Raw genomic sequence first — 23179 nt, 5'->3', positions numbered from 1 at the left:
ATTTAATGGGGTTAATGCTTTTTGTTTTGTAGAAAATTTCATATAAATTTATAAGTGATTTAAGCAAGTCTCGTCTTGAAATCCTGATAGCCGAATTCGCGAACGACCTCACAATCACCGTCTTTGCGTTTAACTGCAATAGCCGGCAATGGCATACCATTAAACGTATTGGTCTTGACCATGGAGTAGATCGCCATATCACCAAATACTAAGCGGTCACCACTCTTCAGCGGATGATCGAAGGAGTAATCACCAATGACATCACCTGACAGGCAGGTTTGCCCGCCAAGACGATAGGTGAATGGCTTCTCAGCCGGTTCACCGGAACCATACAGTGGCGGTCGGTAAGGCATTTCGAGTACGTCCGGCATATGACAGGTCGCCGATGTGTCAAGAATGGCAATTTCTATCCCATTCTTGTGAAGATCAAGCACCGAGGTCACCAAGTAGCCCGCGTTTAAGGCTACCGCTTCTCCCGGCTCCAGATATACCTCAAGGCCATATTTGTCCTGCATTCTCTTAATGCAAGCCTCTAGTCTTGGAATATCATAGTCTTCTCTCGTAATATGATGTCCGCCGCCAAAATTAATCCATTTCATCTGTGGCAGCCACTGTCCAAACTTTTCTTCCACTGCATTCAGTGTTGTCTCCAAATCGTCGGAGTTCTGCTGACATAGTGTATGGAAGTGCAGACCGGACACGCCTTCGAGCAGCTCTGCACGGAAATCCTCCTGCTTCGCGCCGAATCTCGAACCTGGTGAGCATGGATCATAGATTTCGTGACCTTCCTGTGTAGAGCATTCCGGATTGATGCGAAGTCCAACCTGTCGGCCGGCCTTCAAAGCTCTATCCTTGAACTTCTCCAGCTGGGAGAAGGAGTTGAAAATGATATGATCGCAAATCGCTAAAATTTCATCGATCTCATCCTCACGGTAGGCTGGAGCAAAGACATGATTCTCTTTGCCCATTTCTTCATAGCCTAGACGTGCTTCATATAAACCACTGGCTGTTGCACCGTTCAAATATTTTCCGATCAGGGGATACATTGCAGTCATGGAAAATGCTTTTTGTGCAAGTATAACTTTGGCTCCTGTGCGCTGCATTACGCCATTCAGGATCTTCAAATTATGCTCGATGAGTGCCTCATCGACTACAAAGCAAGGTGTAGGCAGTTCCTCGAACTTCATCTTAGCGAACTAGCTCCGATTTCTTAGTCTCTTCCGGCAATTCATCTACAAGCACCGGATTGAAGTCTTCTACCCACGGAAGTCCCCATTTGTTCAACTCTTCCATGAATGGATCTGGATTAAATTCTTCTACATTGTATACGCCTGGTTTATTCCATTTGCCTGTCATCACCATCGCTGCTCCGATCATGGCAGGAACACCCGTTGTGTAAGAAATCGCTTGGGAGCCTACTTCTTTGTAGCATTCTTGGTGATCACAGATGTTGTAGACATAGTAAGTCTTGTCTTTGCCGTCTTTTTTCCCTTTGAAGATACAACCGATGTTCGTCTTGCCCACGGTGCGTGGTCCAAGGGAAGCTGGGTCTGGCAATACAGCCTTCAGGAACTGCAACGGAATGATTTGCTGACCTTCAAATTCGATCGGTTCGATGGAAGTCATGCCTACATTCTCAAGAGCCTTCAGATGCGTAAGGTAGCTTTGACCAAATGTCATGAAGAAACGAATGCGCTTCAAGCCAGGAATGTTCTTCGCCAAGGACTCAAGCTCTTCATGGTACAGAAGGTACATGTCCTTCTCACCCACTTCAGCAAAGTCGTATACGCGCTTGATTTCCATAGGCTTAGTCTCGATCCACTCGCCATTTTCCCAATATCTTCCGTTAGCAGACACTTCACGGATATTGATCTCTGGGTTGAAATTCGTTGCGAATGGGTAGCCATGGTCGCCGCCGTTGCAATCCAGAATATCGATATATTCAATTTCATCAAAGTAATGCTTAAGGGCATACGCAGAGAATACGCCAGTTACGCCTGGATCAAAGCCGCTTCCGAGAAGTGCAGTAATTCCTGCTTGCTCAAAGCGCTCTTTGTAATCCCACTGCCATTTGTATTCAAATTTCGCCGTATCTTCCGGCTCGTAGTTTGCTGTATCCATGTAATTCGTTTTCGTTGCAAGACATGCATCCATAATCGTTAGGTCTTGATATGGCAAAGCCAGGTTCATTACGATATCCGGTTTAACTTCGTTAATTAGTGCAATGAGTTCATCTACGTTGTTCGCATCGACTTGAGCTGTCGTGATTTTTGTTTTTACGCCATCCAGTTTTGCTTTGAGCTCATCGCATTTCGATTTTGTACGGCTCGCAATGCAAATTTCTTCGAATACTTCACTGTTTTGAACACATTTGTGAACTGCTACTGATGCTACGCCGCCGGCGCCAATAATAAGTGCTTTTCCCATTTTCATATCTCCTAACAAATTAAATTTTCAAGCCGTATTCAGTACAACCAAATCAGCTGAATATATGCCACTTGCGAAATCTGCAAGAAAAGTATGGTAATCATAGCTTCTCAAAACAAAAAAGCAAGTGTAAAAATCGCATAATTGCGCATCACACTTGCTTAAGATATATCGTAAATATTAAATAAGCATAATTACTCCATAACCATCCGGGATGGTCACATGAAAATGAGAAGGCTCATTCATATTTATGAGTATATCAATAATGGATCAGAGTCTGTCAGCAAATAATTACTTTTTCCACTCTTATTGACCGTTTCACAAGTTGATGTGCAATGCACAGGTTGTAAAGTAACCAACTTATAAAATTTGAGCTTTTAACTCAATCAATAAGGCAACGAAAGTTGCCGATCGGCATTTGACCCGGCTGTCCGTGTGGCCTTAACGTCCTACCATTCGTAGGAGTGGTCAAAATTATCTGCTGGAAAGATCCGTTACGATAATTAGCTTTCCATTTCACGCAAGGACTACAATAACAGATGTGATAAACTAATTCAAGACCTTTCTCAAAAAAAGAAATATGATTTTTAATTATGCTCATTACATAACAACCCGGCGGCGTGAATCCAAGGCATTAAAAGCAAAATCATATGAGGAATTAGAAAAGCCCATAATAATACTGACCCCTAATATAAATCCTATTGAATGGTCTGTACTATTTGCGTTTGTCAGTTAAACACGGTGTCTGGAACGTAATACACTTTTTGTGTATTTGTCTTGTTAACCGGATCGGGAACAATCGTAAAATAGACATTACCGTTCTTCGTCTGGACCCCTTCAATCTCGTGGTTTCCTACGTTTGTTATGTTTACGAGTGTTTTGAAAGAGCCTGTGCTCGATATCATGGCAATTTGAGGTGTATCTCCCTCAGCTCCACCCGATGTATAAATCTCCGTACTGCCCAGCATATCCGCTCCCTGAAAAGATCCATTGGGCCGAATAATACCGCTGCCCGATTGAGTAAAGCTGCTGACACATGCACCCACCGCTGCAGCACTATCCATCCGCACCTGCTCATTACTGTCTAGAAGCTGGTTCAATTTGGCAGTGTCATAGATCGACCATGTCACCGTACCTTCAGCGGTCTGGACACGGAAGAACGTATGCGTACTGTTGCCGCCGCCGTCAACACGATAAGTGTCACCTAGTCTAGAACCGGTTTTATTTGCATAATTCATGTAAGTAAACCGGCGCAGATCCGTATAATCCACAGTGGTTCCCGCAGAATACTGGAGTCTGGCGACTTGCAGTGACCAATAGTAGGACGTAGAGGAATCCGCTTTTGAGCTGAAATAGAAGTAATTCTCCCCATTGTAAGTATACATGTCTAATGTTTGGCAATGGCCGGTGTTCGTAACCGTCATTTCGTCCACGTAATTCGCGTTTGTGCCATCGATTAGCAATCTGGATAGATAACAAGTGCCTTTTGAACGCTGAGTTACATACAGGTACTTGTCAGCAATATAAGCTTTTTGTACAACGACGTTGTGCTTCAGTCCCTTAAGATTGTACGCTAGCTTGGCTGATGCATTGACTGTCTTCTGAGGTGATGCAGCATGTGCAGGTAATACTGCCATACTGAACATCATGTAGGCAATAACAAGAGATACCCATAATTTCATTCGTCCCTCGGTCTTCTTATACGCTTTCGACTCGAACATAGTACACCTCCTTTTAATGTGAAGATAGCTCGTCCAGTGATATCGATCGGACCGTACACCTGAAGCTATGGATCATAGCTATCTAGTTAAACTATGTTCTGAATATGTTCTCCGAAATTCAGTTTTATGTAAATTTTTGGCAGGGAATAATAATCTGCTGTTCTTGAAGGATTCACTTGTGTAATTATATTGAATTAAAAAGTGGTTAACAGATCGGCCTGCGTGCCGGGCTTTCCATAATAATCGAATGCATCAACCGAAGAAAAAGTCCAGAATATTGGAGCCTTGTGATGCTCTCTTGTTATAAAATTCTTAAATACCCGCAGCTGAATAAGTTAGCATCATTAACAAATAATATGGTTTGCAGATAGAAAGCAGGTGTGTATATGGATTGGATATGGAAGTCTCTACTCCTGGTTATTGTTGGTGTAATATTTCTGCATGTAGCAGGTAGAGCTACGATTGAATCGAATGAACTTATCGGATATATGAGCTCATGCTTCACGCGAAACCGATTACGATGGCCGATATCAAGATGAAATTAAACAAGATGGACATCGCTCAGCAGTTGATCCTATATTTACAATAAGGCACGAAGTCCTCTTAACTTAATATTAATCTAGTCCCTGCATAATCCTGCGATGACATATGGATGTTACTGTTGGGTTGTACGTACACACATTGATAACACAAAGGATGATTTGACACATGGGAATTCACACTTACTTCCGTACACTCAACGATCTTGAGCGCATTATACGGACACCCGGCAAGTTTAAATTTGAAGAGCACAGCGTGTCTGCGCACTCCTGGAAGGTAGTACAATATGCCAAGACCTTAGCCGACATTGAGGAACAGCACGGAGTACAGGTTGACTGGAAAAAGCTGTACGAAATTACAAGCAGCCATGACTATGGCGAGATCTTTATCGGAGATATTAAGACACCCGTCAAACACTATTCTCTTGAGCTCCGCGCCATGCTGCAGCAAGTAGAAGAAGGAATGGTTCAGCACTTTATCGAGGAGAATATTCCGGAGGAATTGAAATCTATCTTCCGTAGACAGCTTCGTGAAGGCAAAGACAATTCCGTAGAAGGACTTATTCTAGAGGTGGCAGACAAGCTGGATCAGGTTTATGAAGCATTTGTAGAACTGCAGCGAGGCAATACAGAGAAGGAATTTGTTGCGATGTATCGCAATGCGATTGTCAAGATTAAGAACATTGACCTTCATTGTGTTCGTTACTTCCTGAAGCAGATCCTCCCCGATATTATCGACGAGTGCATGACCTCCCCTTACGATATCAAGCAAATCACCAAAGAAGCCCTCGCTCAATAAGACCTCATGCATGGATTAGCATCTTCTCAGAAATTTCTTGCACGAAAAAAGCCGCGAAACCGCGACTTTCATACATAAAGGATTTATGCGAAATTCTCACATAATTATCTATTGCTTGATGGCTGCAATCCGCAGTCTGCTGATGTCAATCATCCAGTTGCCATCCTTGTATAGGTCACGCCGTACTCTATCCTCTACGGCATCATAGATTAGTGCTTGGTGTTCAGCCAAGACCCCCTGAAATAAATAGGAAGAGAAGTTATCCATCCAGTTTCGAATGCCGTTATCCCCTTTCAGTGGAGATTTGCTGTCCGTGTGCTGAGCAAAAATGACCTTGAATCCCGTCTGCTCCAGCAGGCTAGAATATTCTCCGATAGTGGGATGATACCAAGGATTTCTTCCCTCCCACTCGTATCCTAACTGCTCAAGCTCTGCTCTGATCGCAGTAAGTATAATAGCGATATTGCCACTTGCCGCAAATTCCGCTACAAATCTGCCGCCCTGCCGAAGTGCGGACCAGATGGAGCTAGTGACTGCAGGTGCGTCCTTGATCCAGTGCAGAACTGCATGGGAAAATACAGCGTCATATGGAATTTCAGTTGCGTAATACCGAGCATCTTCAACCGATAGCTGCAGTTCAGGATATTTTAGCCTAGCCTTCGTTACTATTTCCTCCGAAGCATCAATTCCCGTCGGAATCGCACCAGCAGCCGCAATTCTGGCGGTTAAATTCCCATTGCCGCAGCCTACATCCAGTATTCGTTCTCCTTCTGCAGGCTGCAGGAAAGAGACAATATCTTTATAATATGGTCCTGCATGAACTTGACACGCAGAAGATTCATTACTCATTGATTCTTCTCCTTTATTTAAAGTGTTTATAGATAGATGATGTCTATAATGAAGCGTGATGTAAGAGTATATATGATGTTGCAAAGGTAGTAAGCCTTGCATGTGCCGACTACCTTATAAAGCATGTACAATGTTCACCGTACTTTGTTCCATATCCTTTTTGTATATAGTAATGAACTTCGGTCATCATTTTGCCTGCAACTTCTTCGCAAGACTGGATATGGTCTGTCTTCTCAGATGTTGTTCCATTCTGTCCTCAGCTTCAAGCACGACCTGCTGAATCATACATTCGGAACCATGATTCAAATTGCATTCGAACAAGGATGTTGTTCCTTCTATCGCATGAATGATATCGAGGAAGGAGATTTCCTCCCAGCCGCGTCTTAAACTATATCCGCCATTCGCACCTGACACTGATTCAATCATCCCGGCCTTGACCAGCTTCGTCAAGATCTTGGACAAATACGTAGGAGAGACATTCTGCCGCTCAGCCAGCTGCTGTACACCTACAGGCTTATCCGGAGTTGCTGCTGCAAGAAACAGCATGGTATGCAAAGCGTAATTCGTTGCCTTGGAGTATTTCATATGCTTATCATCGCCTCAATAAAAGATTTTATGAGACCATAATACCTTTTATTGAAAGACAGCGTCAAGAATTCACCAAGACTGCTCCCAAGCTTCTGCCAGCAGTTCTGAGTTGATTCCTACAGCTGCTAAGGAACCCATCGAAGCAGCCATAATAAGCTGATACATCTGAGTTGCCGAATCTCCCGCACTGTAAACTCCGGGCACACTCGTCTTCCCAAACTTATCTACAACAATCGTTCCATCCTCGGATGATTCACAGTCCAGAAGCTGAGGAAGGTCAGAGCCGATCCCGAGTTCTGGGGCAAAGAAAATCCCGGTACATGGAATCATCGTTCCATCCTCCAAATGAACACTCTCAACCATCCCGCCAATCGACTTAATCTCAGAGATACGAGTGTCAAATACTGAAATATTATGATTATTCAGCTCTTCCCTGTCCTGTTCCGTCAGCTTCTCATCTCCATTCGTACAGATCGTGAAATCTCGACTCCAGCCGGATAAAGTCTTTGCCATATGAAGAGCCTTATCATGACTAACGATAACGACAAGCTTCTGGTCTCTGAGTTCCCAGCCATCGCAGTAAGGACAGACAAAAGCACTCTTCCCATACACCTCGGCCAATCCATCGATTGGAAGTTTGAGATCTCTCTTTCCAATAGCCAGTAGCAGCTTTTTAGAATGATACGTGGTTCCTTTTTCAGTGGTGATCGTAAAATCCCCATCTGCGCCACCCGCAGAAATCGCTGTATCTGTGGTAAACGTAACATTTGGATACGCCTCGATCTGCTCCTTGGCAACACGCCGGAACTCATGTGGGGTGATTCCATCCCGGGTAAGAAATCCATGAGAGTGACGGGTGACTCTGTTACGAGGCTCTTCTGCATCAATGACCAAGACGCTCTTTCTTGCTCGGCCTAACACAAGTGCCGCATTTAAACCTGCAGGGCCACCACCAACGATAATGCAATCATAAGTCATATATTTAATCCCCTTTCAAACTTACGAATTTTGACACGCGAGAGATGATATTATGTTACAGTTTGTATTGCTGTTACTACTTCGATGTTGCAAATTGCTATTTCTGCTTTTTATTATCTGTCTGTTTGCGTCATTTTATTATAGATATCATATGTCTATAATAACTCTAATTATGGTTTAATACAAGAAGGAATCACAAATAAAAACGTCACCTCCCTAAATCCTTCTAGGGAAATGACGTTTCTAAAACCATTGCTTAATTATTCATGTCAAAAATTAGTCAACAGTACATTCCATTGCAGATCAATATGGATCCGCCTCATGGCTCTTCTTCACGGCATCCTCGGTTGCTTTGTTCGCTGCCAGAGAGCCCTGGCCATATTTAGAAGAACCCGATTCACGGCCAGGAAGCTTGCCTTCCTGTTCCATCTTACGCAGTTCTTCTACCTTCTTCTCAATTCCTTCGCTCACGCGGCGGCCATAGTCTTCATCCGCCTGTGTGAAATGTTCAATCATCGCCGTTTGAATTCTAGGGTCACATACAGCAAGAGCATCAGACAGGTTCTTGATCAATTCATCACGTTCCCAATCCTCAAAGCTGCGATAGGTATCCCCTGCCTGACCATAGTTATTAGGGCGGTCAATGGGTTCGCTCATGGCTGCTGCATTATAGGTAGGTCGGTGTTGAGGATGACCTTCCCTGCTTGCTTCCTGATACCCGCCAATCATGGACGGCTCGTAGTTGATATGCGGGTTGTCTCCGGATTCCTTCGGATCTCGAATATCCATCTGACCCCGATGCTGGTTCGTGCGAACCTCCGTTTTCGGTGCGTTTACCGGAAGCTTAAGATAGTTCGCCCCTACGCGATACCGCTGCGTATCCGAGTAGGAGAATGTGCGGCCTTGCAGCATTTTATCGTCTGAGAAATCCATTCCGTCCACCAGCACACCGGTACCGAATGCCGCTTGTTCAATCTCCGCGTGAAAATCAACCGGATTACGATCCAGCACCATACGACCTACCGGAAGCCATGGGAATTTATCTTCTGGCCACAGCTTCGTATCATCCAACGGATCAAAATCCAGCTCAGGATGATAGTCATCCTCCATAATCTGTACGAACAGCTCCCATTCTGGATAATCGCCTCGTTCAATGGCTTCATACAAATCCTGAGTCGCATGTCCGACGTTCTTCGCTTGTATAGAGTCTGCTTCCTCCTGGGTGAGGTTACGAATACCTTGTTTCGGCTCCCAGTGATATTTTACAAGCACGGCCTCGCCTTTCTCATTGACCCACTTATAAGTATTAACCCCTGAGCCTTGCATATGGCGATATGTAGCCGGTATACCCCATGGAGAGAACAGGAATGTAATCATATGCGTCGCTTCAGGCGAGCGTGATACAAAGTCAAACATCCGCTGAGGATGAGATACGTTAGAAGCAGGGTCCGCCTTAAAAGCGTGAATCATATCAGGGAATTTCATGGCATCCCGGATAAAGAAGATTTTTAGATTGTTGCCCACGAGATCCCAGTTGCCGTCTTCCGTGTACATTTTAACTGCAAATCCGCGGGGATCGCGCGCGGTCTCTGGAGAGTCCTTCGCCCCTGCGACCGTGGAGAATCTAACCATCAGAGGCGTTTTCTTACCCGCGCCTGAGAATACTTTGGCACGAGTGTATTTCTCTACTGGCTCATCTCCCACTTTTCCGTATGTTTCGAAATATCCAAATGCTCCGGTTCCTCTGGCATGCACGACACGCTCAGGTACCTCTTCCCGGTCAAAATGAGAAATTTTTTCAATGAAATGATAGTTTTCAAGTGTGGCTGGTCCACGATTACCGATTGTACGAATGTTCTGATTATCCCTTACTGGATGACCTTGTCTTGTCGTTAGTGTCTCACGCTGTACATCTTGCTCGTTTGATGCATGCTTGTCTTTGTTCTCTGCCAAAATGAAAACCTCCTTCAAAAATTTGTACTTTTCGCGGCTTGCAATGGAATATTTCTTCCATTTTTTAAATTCTCTGCACAGGGCACAATTCCTTCACATCTAGAATCAATTTCATAACTTATTGGAAGATGAATCTACCCTCCTTAATGTATAAACATTGAAAATTTTCGCTAATCAGGCATTTGATTAAATTAGCATGAACGTTTAGTGAAGCAACCATTAAGGTTTATGAGCCTCAAGAGTCGGTTACAAAGATGCCAAGAACTGCTGTATTTTTAATGTCGTATCGTTGTAGGGATTGTTGTCATGCCATCCATAATTAAAGAATCCATGCCCCATGCCTTCATAGGTAAGAAAAGTAATGTTATTTCCAGCCTTATTCATTTGCTCGACGAAGATTAGATTTTGCTCGTAAAGTTCATCCGAAGTTCCACACATCCAGAGGGTAAGCGGCAGGCATTTCTTAATATGATGAACGGGAGACATATCAGTCGCTCTCTCCGCCAAGTGAGGAAATAATCGGTCCATAATATCCACTCCATCCATGCCGGCAGCGAACACAATCAGTGCGTTCGGGATATAATTCGTACTGTTATCATCATTGAACTCATCAAACATAATGGATGATACAGCAGTATATCCACCTGCGGAAGCGCCGCACATGACGACCCGATTTGGATCTATGCCGAGTTTCGTTGCATTGCTTCTGACCCATCCTACTGCGGTCTTTGCATCGCTGATCGCTTGGATCGGAGTAAAACCTTCATCATGACCATTTCGATAATCAACACAGACGGATACGACTCCTTGAGAAGCCAAATACCTTGCTTGATTCTGAAATTGAGCCGGGGACAAAGGTCCCTTTTTGAAGCTTCCCCCATTAAAAAACAGGATGACCGTTCTGTTCTTAGCTGAAGCATTGGAATGTTCAGGCTCAAATATGTACAGGCTCAGTTTACGTTCTCCAACTGTTTTGCAGGTAACTTGTTTCACTGGATAATCAAACTCTATTACACGCATTCTTGTTCCTCCCTAATAACGGATCTCATTCATACTCCCTTATTTTACCACGCAAATATGTAAATAATAGGTAATTAAGTCGAGAAAGATACAAACATCGATCCTCTTTCGATTCTGCTCATATTCGCTGTCGTTCCTCCATCTACAAGCAAATCTGTGCCGGTAATGTAGGATGCGTCGCTGCTGCATAAGAAACTAACCGCAGATGCAATCTCGCTGGAATCCCCTTCTCTCCCTAGTGGTGTGTTGACTAACATTACCTTCATTGCTTCCTGCTGCTCAGGGCGAACGGCTCTCTAGAAATTGCCAATCAATTCAGGCGTTGCGATCTCTTTGCTGCAGCAGGCATGTCAATAAATGAACCTAAAAAAGGCCGCTTGGTAGCGGCCGATGTTGCAAATAGTTACTCTTGAAGATGAGCTAAAAGCTGTCATTCGTCATTGAATTTGAGCCTGAAGCAAGCTGAACCTGATGTTGTTTCTTCGTATAAACCATCATCAGCGGGATACTGATTACGAACGCTCCGGCCACTAGCAGGAATGGGATTCGCGGATCAATTCCGTATGTCCAGCCGCCAATGACCCCGGAAGGTGATATGACGATCAGGATGAGCACCTGGAGCAGAGCAAATATTTTGGCACGGTTATCATCATCAATTGCATTCGCCACAGCGGTCTCCAAATATGGATAAGTCATCATCGTGCCAATCGCCGCAACGATGGTGCTAATACTGAGTATAATAAGGTCCCCTTTTGGTGCGACAACGAGGATGACATTGGATAATACAGAAATCACAAATCCCCATACCATGATGCGATTCACCTGAGATTCGTTGATGCTTGGCATGATCCACCGCATGAACATGAGCATGATGATTGAGGAGAACGCAGGGAAGATAGAGATCAGGCCGCTCCCTAGCTGCAAATATTCAACCATGAAGATAGAAACATAGGTCGTCTTTACTGTCGTTTGAAAGTTAAATAGAATGTAGACGCCAAATATAAGCAGCAGCATAGGGCTGCGAAGCATTATTTTCATCACGGACAAGTAGTCAGACATTCCTTCTCTGATGCTCATCGACTTCGATTCCTTCATTTTACGGTAGCCGATCTCTGTCTCTTTCGTCGCATAATGGCGTCCGATAAACTGAATGGTCATCATGATGAAGGCCAGAACGAACATGATCCGAACCCCCGGCACCAGCGAGAAATGATAGACCAGCAATCCTCCTATCGGAGCGAACAATCCCCCCACCACACTAATTAGCTGCAGCAGAGTAAATACGTACGTTCTTTGTTTAGGAGCTGTATCCTCTACTAGCAGACAGTAAAAAGCGGTATGAGGAACCTTTTGAAAACCATTCACGATTGCAGCGATAACGAAAAACCAGAAGTTTTGGGAAACCGCCCACAGCAGTGTTGCGACACTCCAGCTGAGCACATCAAAATAGAGCAAGGCACGCTTACGTCCCATCCGGTCTGTAAGGTATCCGCTAAGGAAGGAAGAGAGTACCTGGACGAGCAGTCCAATGGAAGTAATCCAGCCGATTCCTGCCTCCGTTACCCCCAGCTCGTACATGAAGATCGAGCTATACGTCACAAACATGCTGTACGGAATCAGAAACAGCGGTTCATAGATGAGACAGCCCTTCGCGTTGCCAGTCAATTGGCGAATTGAATTTGAATCCATGGTGCCCTCCAAGTATGTAAGTAATGAATTGAGAGAATGATCACTAGGTCATTATAGCGCATACAAACCTAAATTGGTGGATATTTTAATCAAACCTTCCTGCGGATACATGGACTGAAGTCATGTACATTATGTGCTCATTTTCTTTCGTAAGCTAAATGGTTTAACAAAGAAAAAAGCCGCTGTGTTCAGCGGCTAGTTCCCATATTTTCATAAGATAGATTATACATAACTTTGGGTATACCAATGCTCTGGAATCATCTCTTTTTCAAGCTCAAGCAGTTCAATAATGATCTGGTCAGCATCAGCAATCGAATTCACCAAAGGATCCGTAAGCATGGCTCTTCTAAGCTTCTCCCTGCTGCCTTCAATGACAGCTTCAGCGGTCAATTCATGGGTATCCAGGACGAGCTCCTGCATGCCGCGAATGCCTCGAGGCATCTCACCTACCGGAAGGGGCTTTACTCCATTCATATCGACTTCACACAACAATTCTAGAAAAGCATCATCATTCATATTCGTTACCGCACCCATGTTGAGTGTGTTAATGTAGAATGGCTTTCCTAATCCACCAACCATATTTTCAATAATATCAGTTGCATGGTCAGGACCAAATGAAGTCATATACTGCTCAATCGGTATTTTACCGCTTATGAAGTGGTCTACCTGCTCCCACATTTCCTCATGTCGCTTGTAGCGGTCTTCTGTTTCCCAAATGGATAGTGGAGGTATGGCATCCTTCAATTTTCCGAGACCTTGATAGTAAGGGACATATTCCTTCGTGTGGGCGGTACAGGTCGGAACATATCCAAAAATATCGTATAATTGGTAACTAATTGCGTCATTAAACAGCGCCTTGGCACCTGTGTCTCCTCCAACGGTCTCTGTCTCTGCCGATCGCTTCAATGATTCCGCAATAGCAGGCAGTACATTTCGTCCTTCATATTCTGCCTTTAGCAGCCATGTAAAGTGGTTTACACCAGCTATGCGCAGATCGAATTTATTGTCGATCTCTGCTGTATACTCGCTTCTATTGTTAATAATGCCTGCTCTCTCGGCATAAATGATCTTCTTGTGAGGCATATGATGCGAATCGCATAGAGCAAAGCTCTTAAGCTTTGGCGCATACCTTGTTAACGCAATGCCATGGACGGTAGAAGGATTAATGTAATTGATCACCCATGCTTCTGGGCAGAGCTCTTCAATGTCTCTCGCACATTCCATAATGACAGGCAGCTCACGCATGGCCCGGAATATACCGCCCGGTCCTATGGTGTCTCCTGAGCACATCCGTATCCCATATTTCTCGGAGATCGCGCAGTCCAGGCCCCGGTATTTTACGGTATCTTCTGCAAAGCTGAGCACGACGAAGTCTGCGTCCTTAAGCACCTGCCTCCGGTCAATGGAGCCCTCAATTTTCAGATCTGCCTTATTTGCCTGGACAACCATTTTGGCGAGCTGAACCAGCTTGTTCAAGCGTTCCTCATTCGTATCAACCAAGGCTAGTGTACCTTTGTTCAGATGTTCAGAATGAACCATTTGCCAGATGGCCTGCCTTCCAAAAAACAAGCTTCCTGCTCCGAGCACAACGACTTTTGGATGTTGAATACTAATGATCATCTCCTCCATTCATTATCTATATTGTAGGATGGAGAATTAGATTTCTGAATGCCTCAGAGTATGCTAAACATGTCATTTAGTATGATCATTAAATCCGTTGTCCGCGTATGATATATTGAGAGGAAGATGGTATGTCTAAAAGTATGGGAGACTCTTGAAATGAATAGCTTGAATATATTCAGAGATCTATCAGAGCATGTCGTGCTTCGAATTAATTCCTGCAGAGAAGTTCATCATTTGAGTGGTTGGATCGAGACCAAGCAGCATCACGATTATGACTTATGGTACCTCCATGAGGGGCAGATTGAAATCCGCACGAACGATCAACTGCATATGGCCTCAGCAGGAGATCTCATTCTGTTTGATCCAAAGGTAGCTTATACCGCTTCGAATCTTAAAGACGATTGCAGGTTTCTATATACACATTTTGACTTCGGTTTGGGGGATCAGCTTCGGATCTTAGACCAGTTTCCACTGGCAGGTGTTATGACAAGCTCCCTTGTCACAGAGGAAATCAGCTTATTCTTGAAGGCATATGAAGAACATCTGCTTGGCTCTTCGATGTCAGGAATTCATTTAAAAGGATGTCTTACGATCTTAATCGCTAAGATCATGAAATGTTATGAAAGAGGAGAATATGTAGGCCAATTCGCTGACCATGCTTCGGATCGCAAAAGAAACATGAGTCTACAATCCATTCAGCCTGTGCTTGATTACATTCAAGGACACTTGCATCAGCCGCTCCGTGCACGTGAACTTGCGGTGATGGCTGGCATGTCGGAGAAGTACTTCATTTCCTATTTTAAACAGGCATTGGGAATAACGCCGGGGCTCTATATCTATCAGCTAAAAATGAATCGTGCCCGTGAGCTGCTGTACAGCAAGCAGTATACGATCCAGCAAATTGCTGGCTTGCTCGGGTATCCAGACCCATACAGCTTCTCTAAGGCATTTAAGAAGTATTATTACGTGCCGCCTTCCAAGTTTGATTGAGGTGTGCGCTAGACATTCATCCTATTCAAAGAATTTATGATATGACTTAAGTAAAAAGCATCGATTCAACTAAGAACCGATGCTTCCTTGTATTAATGAATTGAAGTTGTTCCACCCATTGGTGGCTGGATTTGTGCTGGAGCATATCCATTTTGCATATGTGTCATATCCTGCTGTGTAAGCTGTGGTACTTGGTAGTAGCCATGCTTATTTTGATATAGCGAAATTTCATAAGCCATCTCAATACAGTTAGGAAGAGAGTCCGCGAGTACACGGCGCACCACCGGATTTGTTGATTCTAATGCGGCCATCGTTTTCGCCGTTGCACCGGATTTCACTACATTTAACATGCTACATGAAATGACTTCATCATTGATCTCTGCAGCAGATTGAATTGGCTTGTTCGGTTGACCCGGTTGTACTCCGTAAGTAAAATCATTCCCTTGATGCATTTTGTAGCTTTGCGTCGGTTTGGACGGATCTTGTCCTGACTTGAAGCACTCTAACGTGGTGTTGTACTCATCTGCCATAAACTGCTTTTGGCGCTGCATAATGTCCTTCAGTTCCGGGTCCTGAACATGCTGACTAAGCAACGTATAAGTATTTAGCGCAGTGACAGCTCCTCCTAATACTTCATGAACATCGAACATCTCATGGCCACCATGGTTCATTTGCGGCGGTACTGCACCTGTCTGCATATTCTGGTGATTGGGTTGGAATTGCATTTTCATATCCTCCTCATATTGTCGAGTGTATCTCGTGATTATTTGGATCGAAGCATTGTTCAAACCAAGGATATTATGAATTCATTTGGTCCAAAATATTCATGAGATAGAAATCGTGATATTTGGAGGTAATTTATTATGGGATACATATTCGGAATTTTGTACTTCCTTTTTTGGTTTTTCGTTTTTACTTTGAAAGGGATGCAGCTTTAATAATTATGAATTGATCAAGGCTCTAGAATATGGACTCAACATTAAATTTATATTACTCTTACTTCTCGTGCACATTTAACCTGACTCAGAATTACAATGAGGACTCAAGAAGCCTGCACGGCTCTAATATTTTGAACATCAAGAGGTCAATGATAATCGGGGAAGAATTGAAAAAGCAGATACATGTTCCGACTTCAAGCCGAAATGCTCCGATCATTTTACCTTAATTGTTTAATCATTTTAAAGTTTGTTAATTGCACGCCCTTACGTTCCACGGTTTGTTCACTGACGACTACATAGCCTTGACGTTCGAAAAATGGCTTTGCCGTAATACTAGCGTCAGTATCTATTGCCGAAAGGTTCAGCTTCATCGCCTCTACTTCTAGTCTTTTAATTAAAGAGGAGGCGATTCCCATCCCCTGATACTCTTTATGAACAAACAATCGATCTAAGTGCCCGTCAATCGTCAAATCACAAAAACCAACCACTTGATCATGCATTTTGGCAACAAGGGTTATATTTCTGCTCATCGATTCTTTCCATGACAACAACTTGGAGTCCTTCTCATCTATTGGCGCCCAAGCATGTAATTGCTCCTCCGAGTAATCTTTTGAATTAACAGAATGAACCGTATCGTAAAATAAATTAACGATCTCCTCTAGATCCGATTCCTTAAATCTTACGATCTCGAACTTCATTTGCAGATCCCCTCCTTCTTTAGACTGAATTTTGACATTCTTATCATATACAAAAAAGCCGCCGAATGGCGACTTCTTCTTCGTCTTGACTATGCAGTCCGTAATCTTCGTGTCGATGCAATAACGATCAAGCCTGCTCCTAATACGGCACATATCAAATACATGAGTGAATAGGAGGACATATCCACAACAGGTCCCATCAGCACCCCGCCAAGCGAGACACCCAGATCGGCAGTCGCGATGAACAATCCGATCAACATGTTCCGATGCGCTTCAGGCAGTACGAAGGTCAAATAGGTCGTCAGTGTCGGATATAGAATGGCCTGAGCGATTCCGATAAATAATGCACTTATATAGAACAACACAGGACCGGTTGTTGCCGACAGACTCACGAATAATGCAGCTAACGTCAGCAGCAAGAGGGTGCCTGCGACAAACATCGGATGCCACTTTCCGTCGGATGGAATCTTCTTTCTCAGCACGAGTCGAGATACGACCACGGTAGCCGCTTGGATCATGAGAAATACAGCAGCATTTCCATATGTAATTTGAGCTGAATAGAGCGGAATGAAGGTTGCAAAGGATCCGAATACGACGGAAGCGACCAGCATCAGGACACTGCATTTAAATAAATGCGGGTTTGTAAATAAATGATGAAAAGACCCGAGCATACGAGCTCCTGGCTCCTTCACTTGAGGCTTCGCTGTAGCTGTAGCCGTATCCTGCTGTGTCATTCGAGCCGTATAACCGACAACAGCCGTCAGAATGGCAATAGATATCATCACCGCTCCAAAGTATCGACTGTCACCTGTCTGCCACAGCATCAGTGCGAACAGAGGGCCCACAATCCCGGGAATATAAGAGAACAACGAATAAAGAGAGATTCCTTGAGAACGTTCCTTTTCAGGGAGTGAGTCAATAATACCGATCTGCAGCGCCATTGAGAAAAAGGCCGTGGATATCCCCTGCAGTATACGGGCTACGACATATCCGTTAAAATCAGTCACGGCATACAGTATGAGTGCGATCCCATTTGTAACCAAAATAACTCTTAGGATCTTAATAGGACCAAACCTCGCAATCATCGAACCGGCCCACGGACGGAAAAGCATCGTCGTAAACAAGTAGGCACCCATCACTAGCCCGATAGTCGTGTTGCTGGCTCCAAGCTCGTCTCCCTGCAGCGGTATGATGACATTAAGTATGGCGTTGGCACTAAAATATAGCAGTACCAGAATATATAATCGAAGAAAAGGCCAAGACAGTGCTCCCTTCATGTTCTGAATGCTCCTCCTTGCTTGTATACTACTGCAACTATTGAACGAACTTATAGCGTAATTAATGATCGCAATAACGTTCTGGCGTACGGTGTACGCACTTCCTTCAGCTGATCCACCGTTACCATTTCCTCGACTTGCCCATCCTTGAAGATGATCACTCGGTCACATAGATAAGCGGCTGCCTGAATGTCATGTGTGATGAATACATAGCTCATATGATAGATCGACTTTAATTGCTGCAGGAGCTCCAGGATCTGTACCTGAATCGATACATCTAGTGAGCTGATGGCTTCATCCAGCACGATACATTTTGGAAATGTAGATAATGCTCTTGCGATACATACCCTCTGAGCCTGACCGCCAGATAACTCATGGGGATACATCTTTCGGAAGGAAGCATTTAGTCCAACTTGAGTTAACAGCTGCTCAATAAGCGCATCCTCATCCTGTACACCCGTACCTCTTAATGGTTCTCTAATGGCCTCTTCTACCGTGAAAAAAGGGTTGATCGAGGAGGTGTAATCCTGAAATACCGCACTGATGCTGCCGGCGCGTACTTTTCGGTCCAGCACATTTTGCCCATTCCATGTCACGGTTCCGCTGTCAGGCTTCTCAATTCCTAATATTAGACGTCCCAAGGTGGACTTTCCGCTTCCACTCTCACCGATAATACCAAGGCATTCTCCATCCGCACAGTCAAAGCTTACATTCTTTAAGATCTGCTGCTTTCTCGCAGAGAATAATCCACCTTTTTTATATGATTTCTCAACTCGATCCACCTTCAGCAATGGTGTTCGCCCCCATCAATCTTTTAAAATGATTGCTTAGTGTCATTCTGCTGGATACCAGATATTTTGTATAATCATGCTCAGGCCCGTAAAAGATCTTCTGAACAGAGCCTCGCTCGACCACCCTTCCATCCTTCATGACCATCACCTCATCAGCCAGCTTCTTCACTGCAGCCAGATCGTGTGAAATAAACAGCATGGAGCAGCCGAGCTGCGCCCTGAGTCTCGCAAATTGCTCGAGGACTTCATATTGCGCGATACTGTCGAGCGCTGTCGTAGGTTCATCCGCAATAATAAGATCCGGCTCCAGAACCAAGGCGAGTGCAATCATCACTCGCTGCAGCATGCCACCTGACAGCTGGTGCGGATATTTATTCATTACGTCTGTTGGATTCTTGAGCATCACTTGCTCCATCGCCGCAGACATGCGCCTGACGATCTCTTTCTTATTCCAGCCATAATGCTCTGACAGCGTCTCTTGCAGATGAACACCGATCACACTGGAAGGATCGAACGCGCTCATTCCATTTTGCAGAATCATGCACAGCTCTTTCCCTCTTTTTTTTCTCATTTCCTTCTCGGATAATTTGTTCAGGTGCTTACCCTTGAAAATGATCGTTCCCTCTTGACCAAGCCAGCCCTTATTTAGCCTCATAATCGATCTGCAGGTGAGCGTTTTGCCGCTTCCGCTTTCGCCAACGACTGCAAGACAGCTGCCGTTTCTTAGCTGAAAAGATACATCGTGAACGATTTTTTGTCCGGTCTGGGTGTTCCATATGTTCAAATCTTCTACTTCAAGGACAATCCCCATTTACCTCACCGCCTCTTCACCTTTGAATTTCATGAAGATATTTCTGCGAGCCTTTGGATGCTTGAATTTCATTCCTGCCAGCTTAGGATCCATCGCTTTCTGAAGGGCATCCGACAAGAAATTGAAGCTTGTAACTACCAGTATAATAGCGATACCTGGGGCCAGCATAAGCTCGGGTCTCGTAAACATCACTTCTCTCGCTTCGTTCAGCATCATGCCCCATTCAGGACTCGGAGCTTGAATACCGAGGCCCAAGAAGGAGAAACCCGAGATTTGCAGAATCATCGAACCTAATGAGCTGCTCGCAAGCACGGCAATATCCGATAGAGTCAGAGGCAGCAAATGCTTGAATATGATACGTGAACTGCTCGTACCTGCTGCTTTTGAGAACCGGATATAATTGGATTCTGTGTATTGCATGACAGCCGTTCTGATCATCCTGGCAAACCAAGCCCACTTCATCACGATAAATGCAATGAGAATGTTCTCCAGTCCCACACCAAACACCCCAATGATCGCCAGGGTCATTACATATCCGGGGAACGAGAGCAGGACATCACATAACCTCATGATGAGACCATCTACTTTCCCTCTAAAATAACCTGCCAGGAAGCCCATCGCTCCACCAAAAATCAGAGATACTGCGAGTGCGGCAATCACCCATAGCACGCTTGGACGAATCCCATATATTAACCGGGAAAGAATGCATCTTCCGAGATGATCATTCCCTAAGAGATATTCCCATGAAGGTGTATTGTAACGAAGCGCCATATTCACTTTGAGCGGATCATGTGGAGCAAACCAAGGCGCGAAAATACCGATCAATATGGTTGAAACCAAGATAAGGATACTTGTAAAGGCCAGCTTGTCTCTTCTCAGATTTCTCCAAACTCTCATTTACAGATCATTCCTTAGCTTTGGATTAAGCATTGCATTAACAATGTCAGCGATCGTATTGAACAACACGAAGGATACCGCCAGTATAAGGACAAAGGCTTGAATGACGGGAAAGTCCCGGCTGAGAATCGATTTGACGCTTAGCGAACCCAGTCCTGGCCAAGCGAATACATTTTCGATGACGACTGTACTGCCTAGAATGACGGGAACAGCCAAACAAAATATGGATACAGCGACCTGGAGCGAATTTCTCAGTAAATGCATAATAACCTTTCTCTCCCTAATGCCGCTGGCACGCGCATACAGTATATAATCCTCATGAAGATTGTTGAGCATGGAGCTTCGGACATTTCGAAAATAAATCCCTGCATAGGTTACCGAGATCACGAGTACAGGCAGAATATAATGCTGATAACTGCCCATCCCGCTGGTCGGCAAGAGATCCAGTTCTACCGAGAAATAAAAAATGAGAAGCGCGGCCAGCCAGTAAGAGGGCAACGAAGTCAGCACGAATGAGACCCCTCTAATAGATTGGTCTAGCAGCTTCCCTTCATTGAGCGCACATATAATCCCGAGCAGAATCGACAATATGATGATAGCAACAGACGAGACAAGCGTCAGCTTCAGTGTATTCATAAATGCAGGGCCGATTAAGGCGCTTACTGGTTCCCCGTCAACAAAGGAATGCCCGAAATCCAGCTGGAGGACGGCAGTTAACCAATGGAAGAATTGGATGAACAGCGGCTGATCCATGCCAAGCTCTTGTTCAGTCTGAAGGATTAATTCCTCTGTAATGACGGGAACGCCTTGTGCCTGGAGGACGGCCTCAGCCGGTCCTACAGGAGACAAGTTAATGAATATAAATGTAACAAATGAAATAATGAGCAGAAGCGGTACAGATATTAACAACCTCTTAACGACATAACTTCCCACTTGCAATCTCCTTCCTTATTCGAATTGCATCTGATCGAAAGGCAGCTCAAACTGAGACTGTTTAAATGAAATTCCTGTTAATTCAGACGGAGCGACTACTGTTACACTGCCATTAGTAATCGGTATGAACACCGCTTCATCATGAACGACGGTCAGGATATCCGCGTACAATGATTTGCGTGCTTCTTCGTCCGTTGTAATCATGACTTCATTAATTTTGGAATAGAGCTCATCTGCTTGTGCAATGCCTTGCGTTGTATATAAATACGATGCTTCGGAAGTAAAGGCAGAGACAGTGCTCTGGGGATCATAGGCAAGCCCCCAGGTCTGATTAAATAGCAGCTCATAATCACCCGATGATCTTCGGCTTGCAATGGATGTTGATTCTTCCCCTATAATCTCCAGCTGGATACCGATTTCCCCGAGTGTGCTCTGAATGAATTCAGCCTGCATCTTTTGAGTGGATGAATTCACATCATAGTACAGACCAATCGATAACGGCTTTCCGTTCTTCGTTCTCACATCGCTCTCGTTCAGTTCCCAGCCTGCGCCGTCCAGAATTTCATTTGCCTTAGCCAGGTCATAGCCGCGTTCCTTCAGCTCTACGTCCGCATATTCCACATTGGATGAGAACAAGGTACTGGCAGGTGACTCCGTACCGCTAAAAATATCTCTGGCAATCGTTTCCCGGTCTATTGCATACCATATGGCTTCCCGCACGGCCGTTTCGCCTGCCGGACTTCCTGTTTTACTGCTGTTCGCTACGATCATTTTGGTATTGACCGGTTCACTGCGTACCAGCTGATAGTCACCGGTATCCACTAATTGATTCATCGCCTCAACATCCATGCTGTCGGCTCCCCGATCATCCGTAAATGCGAAGTTGACTTCTCCCTTAAGCATGGCAAGATAAGTGGTCTCTCCTGCCGGAAGCACTTTCGAGGTGATAGTCTTAACCTGAGGTACCTCGCCCCAGTACTCTTCATTTGCAGTGAATACGGCATACTCTTCCTTCTTGTGCTCTGTTAGAGCATATGGACCTGTTCCATGATAGCCAGATACCCCGTCCTTCGTCTCTCCACTCATAAAATCATTTGGTGATATAAATACGAAAGGTCTGGTCATCGATAATTCAATGAGGGCCGGATAATATGCCTCACTAAGCACAAATTCAACGGTATATTCGTCAATGACATTGCAGCTAACGAGCTGTGTCGATAGCTTAATCCAGGAATGCTTCTCCGCATTTCTCTGAACGGCTTCTACGTTAAGCTTGACTGCCTCTGCATTGAATGGCTCCCCATCATGAAATACAACGTCATCTCTTAAATGAAAGGTATACGTTTTGCCATCCTCTGAAATCTCCCATGATTCAGCAAGTAAGGGCTTGATTCCGTCCTTGGTGTTCTCAACGAGTGATTCATATACCATTCCCTGTGCGGGCATGGAACCGGTGTACAGGTGAGGATTCATATCTCCAATATCCTTCGCTGAAGCGTATATGAGCTCTTGAGTAGTAGTATTTCCGCTGACAGCTTCGGAGTTAGAGTCCCCTCCCGATGAGGACTGGGACGAACATCCAGATATCACGATCACCACCAGCAAAAACATATAAATGGATTTGAAAGGTTTGCTAAACAAGCTTGATCTCTCCCTTT

At 44.6% G+C, this 23179-nt stretch carries 20 protein-coding genes and 1 pseudogene; 2 read left to right on the top strand and 19 right to left on the bottom strand.

The genetic code is table 11. From position 1 onward, the window contains the following. Positions 1 to 59: 59 nt before the first annotated feature. The 3 genes from nspC to BM415_RS06980 all read right to left on the bottom strand — a co-directional run bounded on the left by nspC (position 60) and on the right by BM415_RS06980 (position 4148). The gene (gene nspC / locus BM415_RS06990) at positions 60 to 1187 is read right to left on the bottom strand and encodes a carboxynorspermidine decarboxylase (protein ID WP_091156092.1); all 1128 of its coding nucleotides are present in this window, start codon (positions 1185 to 1187) and stop codon (positions 60 to 62) included. Between the two features lies 1 nt (position 1188). Next, positions 1189 to 2433: a saccharopine dehydrogenase family protein gene (locus BM415_RS06985; RefSeq protein WP_348272307.1), complete on the bottom strand. Its 1245-nt coding sequence runs from the start codon at positions 2431 to 2433 to the stop codon at positions 1189 to 1191. Between the two features lie 722 nt (positions 2434 to 3155). Continuing rightward, positions 3156 to 4148 (bottom strand): phage baseplate protein, encoded by a 993-nt coding sequence (locus tag BM415_RS06980; RefSeq protein WP_091156088.1) that lies wholly within the window; start codon positions 4146 to 4148, stop codon positions 3156 to 3158. Between the two features lie 708 nt (positions 4149 to 4856). On the opposite strand from BM415_RS06980, the gene BM415_RS06975 reads away from it, so the two are divergent. Then, a complete protein-coding gene (locus BM415_RS06975; protein ID WP_091156087.1) occupies positions 4857 to 5486 on the top strand; it encodes a YfbR-like 5'-deoxynucleotidase in 630 nt (209 codons plus the stop codon). Positions 5487 to 5594: 108 nt separating this feature from the next. On the opposite strand, the gene BM415_RS06970 is transcribed toward BM415_RS06975, so the two are convergent. The 8 genes and pseudogenes from BM415_RS06970 to BM415_RS06935 all read right to left on the bottom strand — a co-directional run bounded on the left by BM415_RS06970 (position 5595) and on the right by BM415_RS06935 (position 14183). After that, positions 5595 to 6335 carry a class I SAM-dependent methyltransferase gene (locus BM415_RS06970; RefSeq protein WP_091156084.1) on the bottom strand — a complete coding sequence of 247 codons (741 nt, stop codon included), beginning with the start codon at positions 6333 to 6335 and terminating at the stop codon, positions 5595 to 5597. Between the two features lie 186 nt (positions 6336 to 6521). Further along, positions 6522 to 6920 carry an Rrf2 family transcriptional regulator gene (locus tag BM415_RS06965; RefSeq protein ID WP_091156083.1) on the bottom strand — a complete coding sequence of 133 codons (399 nt, stop codon included), beginning with the start codon at positions 6918 to 6920 and terminating at the stop codon, positions 6522 to 6524. Positions 6921 to 6992: 72 nt separating this feature from the next. Next, positions 6993 to 7901 carry an NAD(P)/FAD-dependent oxidoreductase gene (locus tag BM415_RS06960; RefSeq protein WP_091156081.1) on the bottom strand — a complete coding sequence of 303 codons (909 nt, stop codon included), beginning with the start codon at positions 7899 to 7901 and terminating at the stop codon, positions 6993 to 6995. A gap of 303 nt (positions 7902 to 8204) precedes the next feature. Beyond that, a complete protein-coding gene (locus tag BM415_RS06955) occupies positions 8205 to 9854 on the bottom strand; it encodes a catalase (RefSeq protein WP_091156078.1) in 1650 nt (549 codons plus the stop codon). 246 nt (positions 9855 to 10100) lie between these two features. Next, positions 10101 to 10874, bottom strand: coding sequence for an alpha/beta hydrolase (locus tag BM415_RS06950; protein WP_091156076.1), 774 nt, complete (start codon positions 10872 to 10874; stop codon positions 10101 to 10103). Positions 10875 to 10948: 74 nt separating this feature from the next. Beyond that, a pseudogene (locus BM415_RS06945) lies at positions 10949 to 11143 on the bottom strand (SDR family oxidoreductase); the annotation flags it as partial. 151 nt (positions 11144 to 11294) lie between these two features. After that, on the bottom strand, positions 11295 to 12563 hold the full coding sequence (locus BM415_RS06940; RefSeq protein ID WP_091156070.1) for an MFS transporter: 1269 nt from the start codon (positions 12561 to 12563) through the stop codon (positions 11295 to 11297). Positions 12564 to 12785: 222 nt separating this feature from the next. After that, positions 12786 to 14183, bottom strand: a complete 1398-nt coding sequence (locus tag BM415_RS06935) for a family 4 glycosyl hydrolase (protein WP_091156066.1) — start codon at positions 14181 to 14183, stop codon at positions 12786 to 12788. 159 nt (positions 14184 to 14342) lie between these two features. Here BM415_RS06935 and BM415_RS06930 point away from each other — a divergent pair, with 159 nt between their 5' ends. Next, entirely contained in the window at positions 14343 to 15176 is an 834-nt protein-coding gene (locus BM415_RS06930) for an AraC family transcriptional regulator (protein ID WP_091156065.1), read from the top strand. 92 nt (positions 15177 to 15268) lie between these two features. On the opposite strand, the gene BM415_RS06925 is transcribed toward BM415_RS06930, so the two are convergent. From BM415_RS06925 to nikA, 8 genes are all read right to left on the bottom strand, one after another. Then, positions 15269 to 15901, bottom strand: a complete 633-nt coding sequence (locus tag BM415_RS06925; protein ID WP_170862385.1) for a spore coat protein — start codon at positions 15899 to 15901, stop codon at positions 15269 to 15271. A gap of 431 nt (positions 15902 to 16332) precedes the next feature. After that, entirely contained in the window at positions 16333 to 16812 is a 480-nt protein-coding gene (locus BM415_RS06920; protein WP_091156060.1) for a GNAT family N-acetyltransferase, read from the bottom strand. Positions 16813 to 16901: 89 nt separating this feature from the next. Further along, positions 16902 to 18089 (bottom strand): staphylopine family metallophore export MFS transporter CntE, encoded by a 1188-nt coding sequence (locus BM415_RS06915; RefSeq protein WP_091156058.1) that lies wholly within the window; start codon positions 18087 to 18089, stop codon positions 16902 to 16904. A 50-nt stretch (positions 18090 to 18139) separates the two neighbouring features. Then, positions 18140 to 18880 carry an ABC transporter ATP-binding protein gene (locus BM415_RS06910; RefSeq protein WP_091156055.1) on the bottom strand — a complete coding sequence of 247 codons (741 nt, stop codon included), beginning with the start codon at positions 18878 to 18880 and terminating at the stop codon, positions 18140 to 18142. Beyond that, entirely contained in the window at positions 18858 to 19691 is an 834-nt protein-coding gene (locus BM415_RS06905; RefSeq protein WP_091156052.1) for a staphylopine uptake ABC transporter ATP-binding protein CntF, read from the bottom strand. Before BM415_RS06905 ends, BM415_RS06910 begins: the two co-directional genes overlap by 23 nt. Next, positions 19692 to 20588, bottom strand: coding sequence for a staphylopine uptake ABC transporter permease subunit CntC (gene opp1C, locus BM415_RS06900; RefSeq protein WP_091156049.1), 897 nt, complete (start codon positions 20586 to 20588; stop codon positions 19692 to 19694). Next, positions 20589 to 21521, bottom strand: coding sequence for a nickel/cobalt ABC transporter permease (gene opp1B / locus BM415_RS06895; RefSeq protein ID WP_091156047.1), 933 nt, complete (start codon positions 21519 to 21521; stop codon positions 20589 to 20591). 15 nt (positions 21522 to 21536) lie between these two features. Next, positions 21537 to 23132, bottom strand: coding sequence for a staphylopine-dependent metal ABC transporter substrate-binding lipoprotein (gene nikA, locus BM415_RS06890; RefSeq protein WP_091159111.1), 1596 nt, complete (start codon positions 23130 to 23132; stop codon positions 21537 to 21539). Positions 23133 to 23179 lie beyond the last annotated feature (47 nt).

The sequence above is a fragment of the Paenibacillus sp. 453mf genome, assembly GCF_900116105.1.
In the GTDB taxonomy this organism is placed as follows: domain Bacteria; phylum Bacillota; class Bacilli; order Paenibacillales; family Paenibacillaceae; genus Paenibacillus; species Paenibacillus provencensis.
Note: the sequence above shows the minus strand (reverse complement) of the source record. Positions and strands in the feature narration are given on the sequence as shown.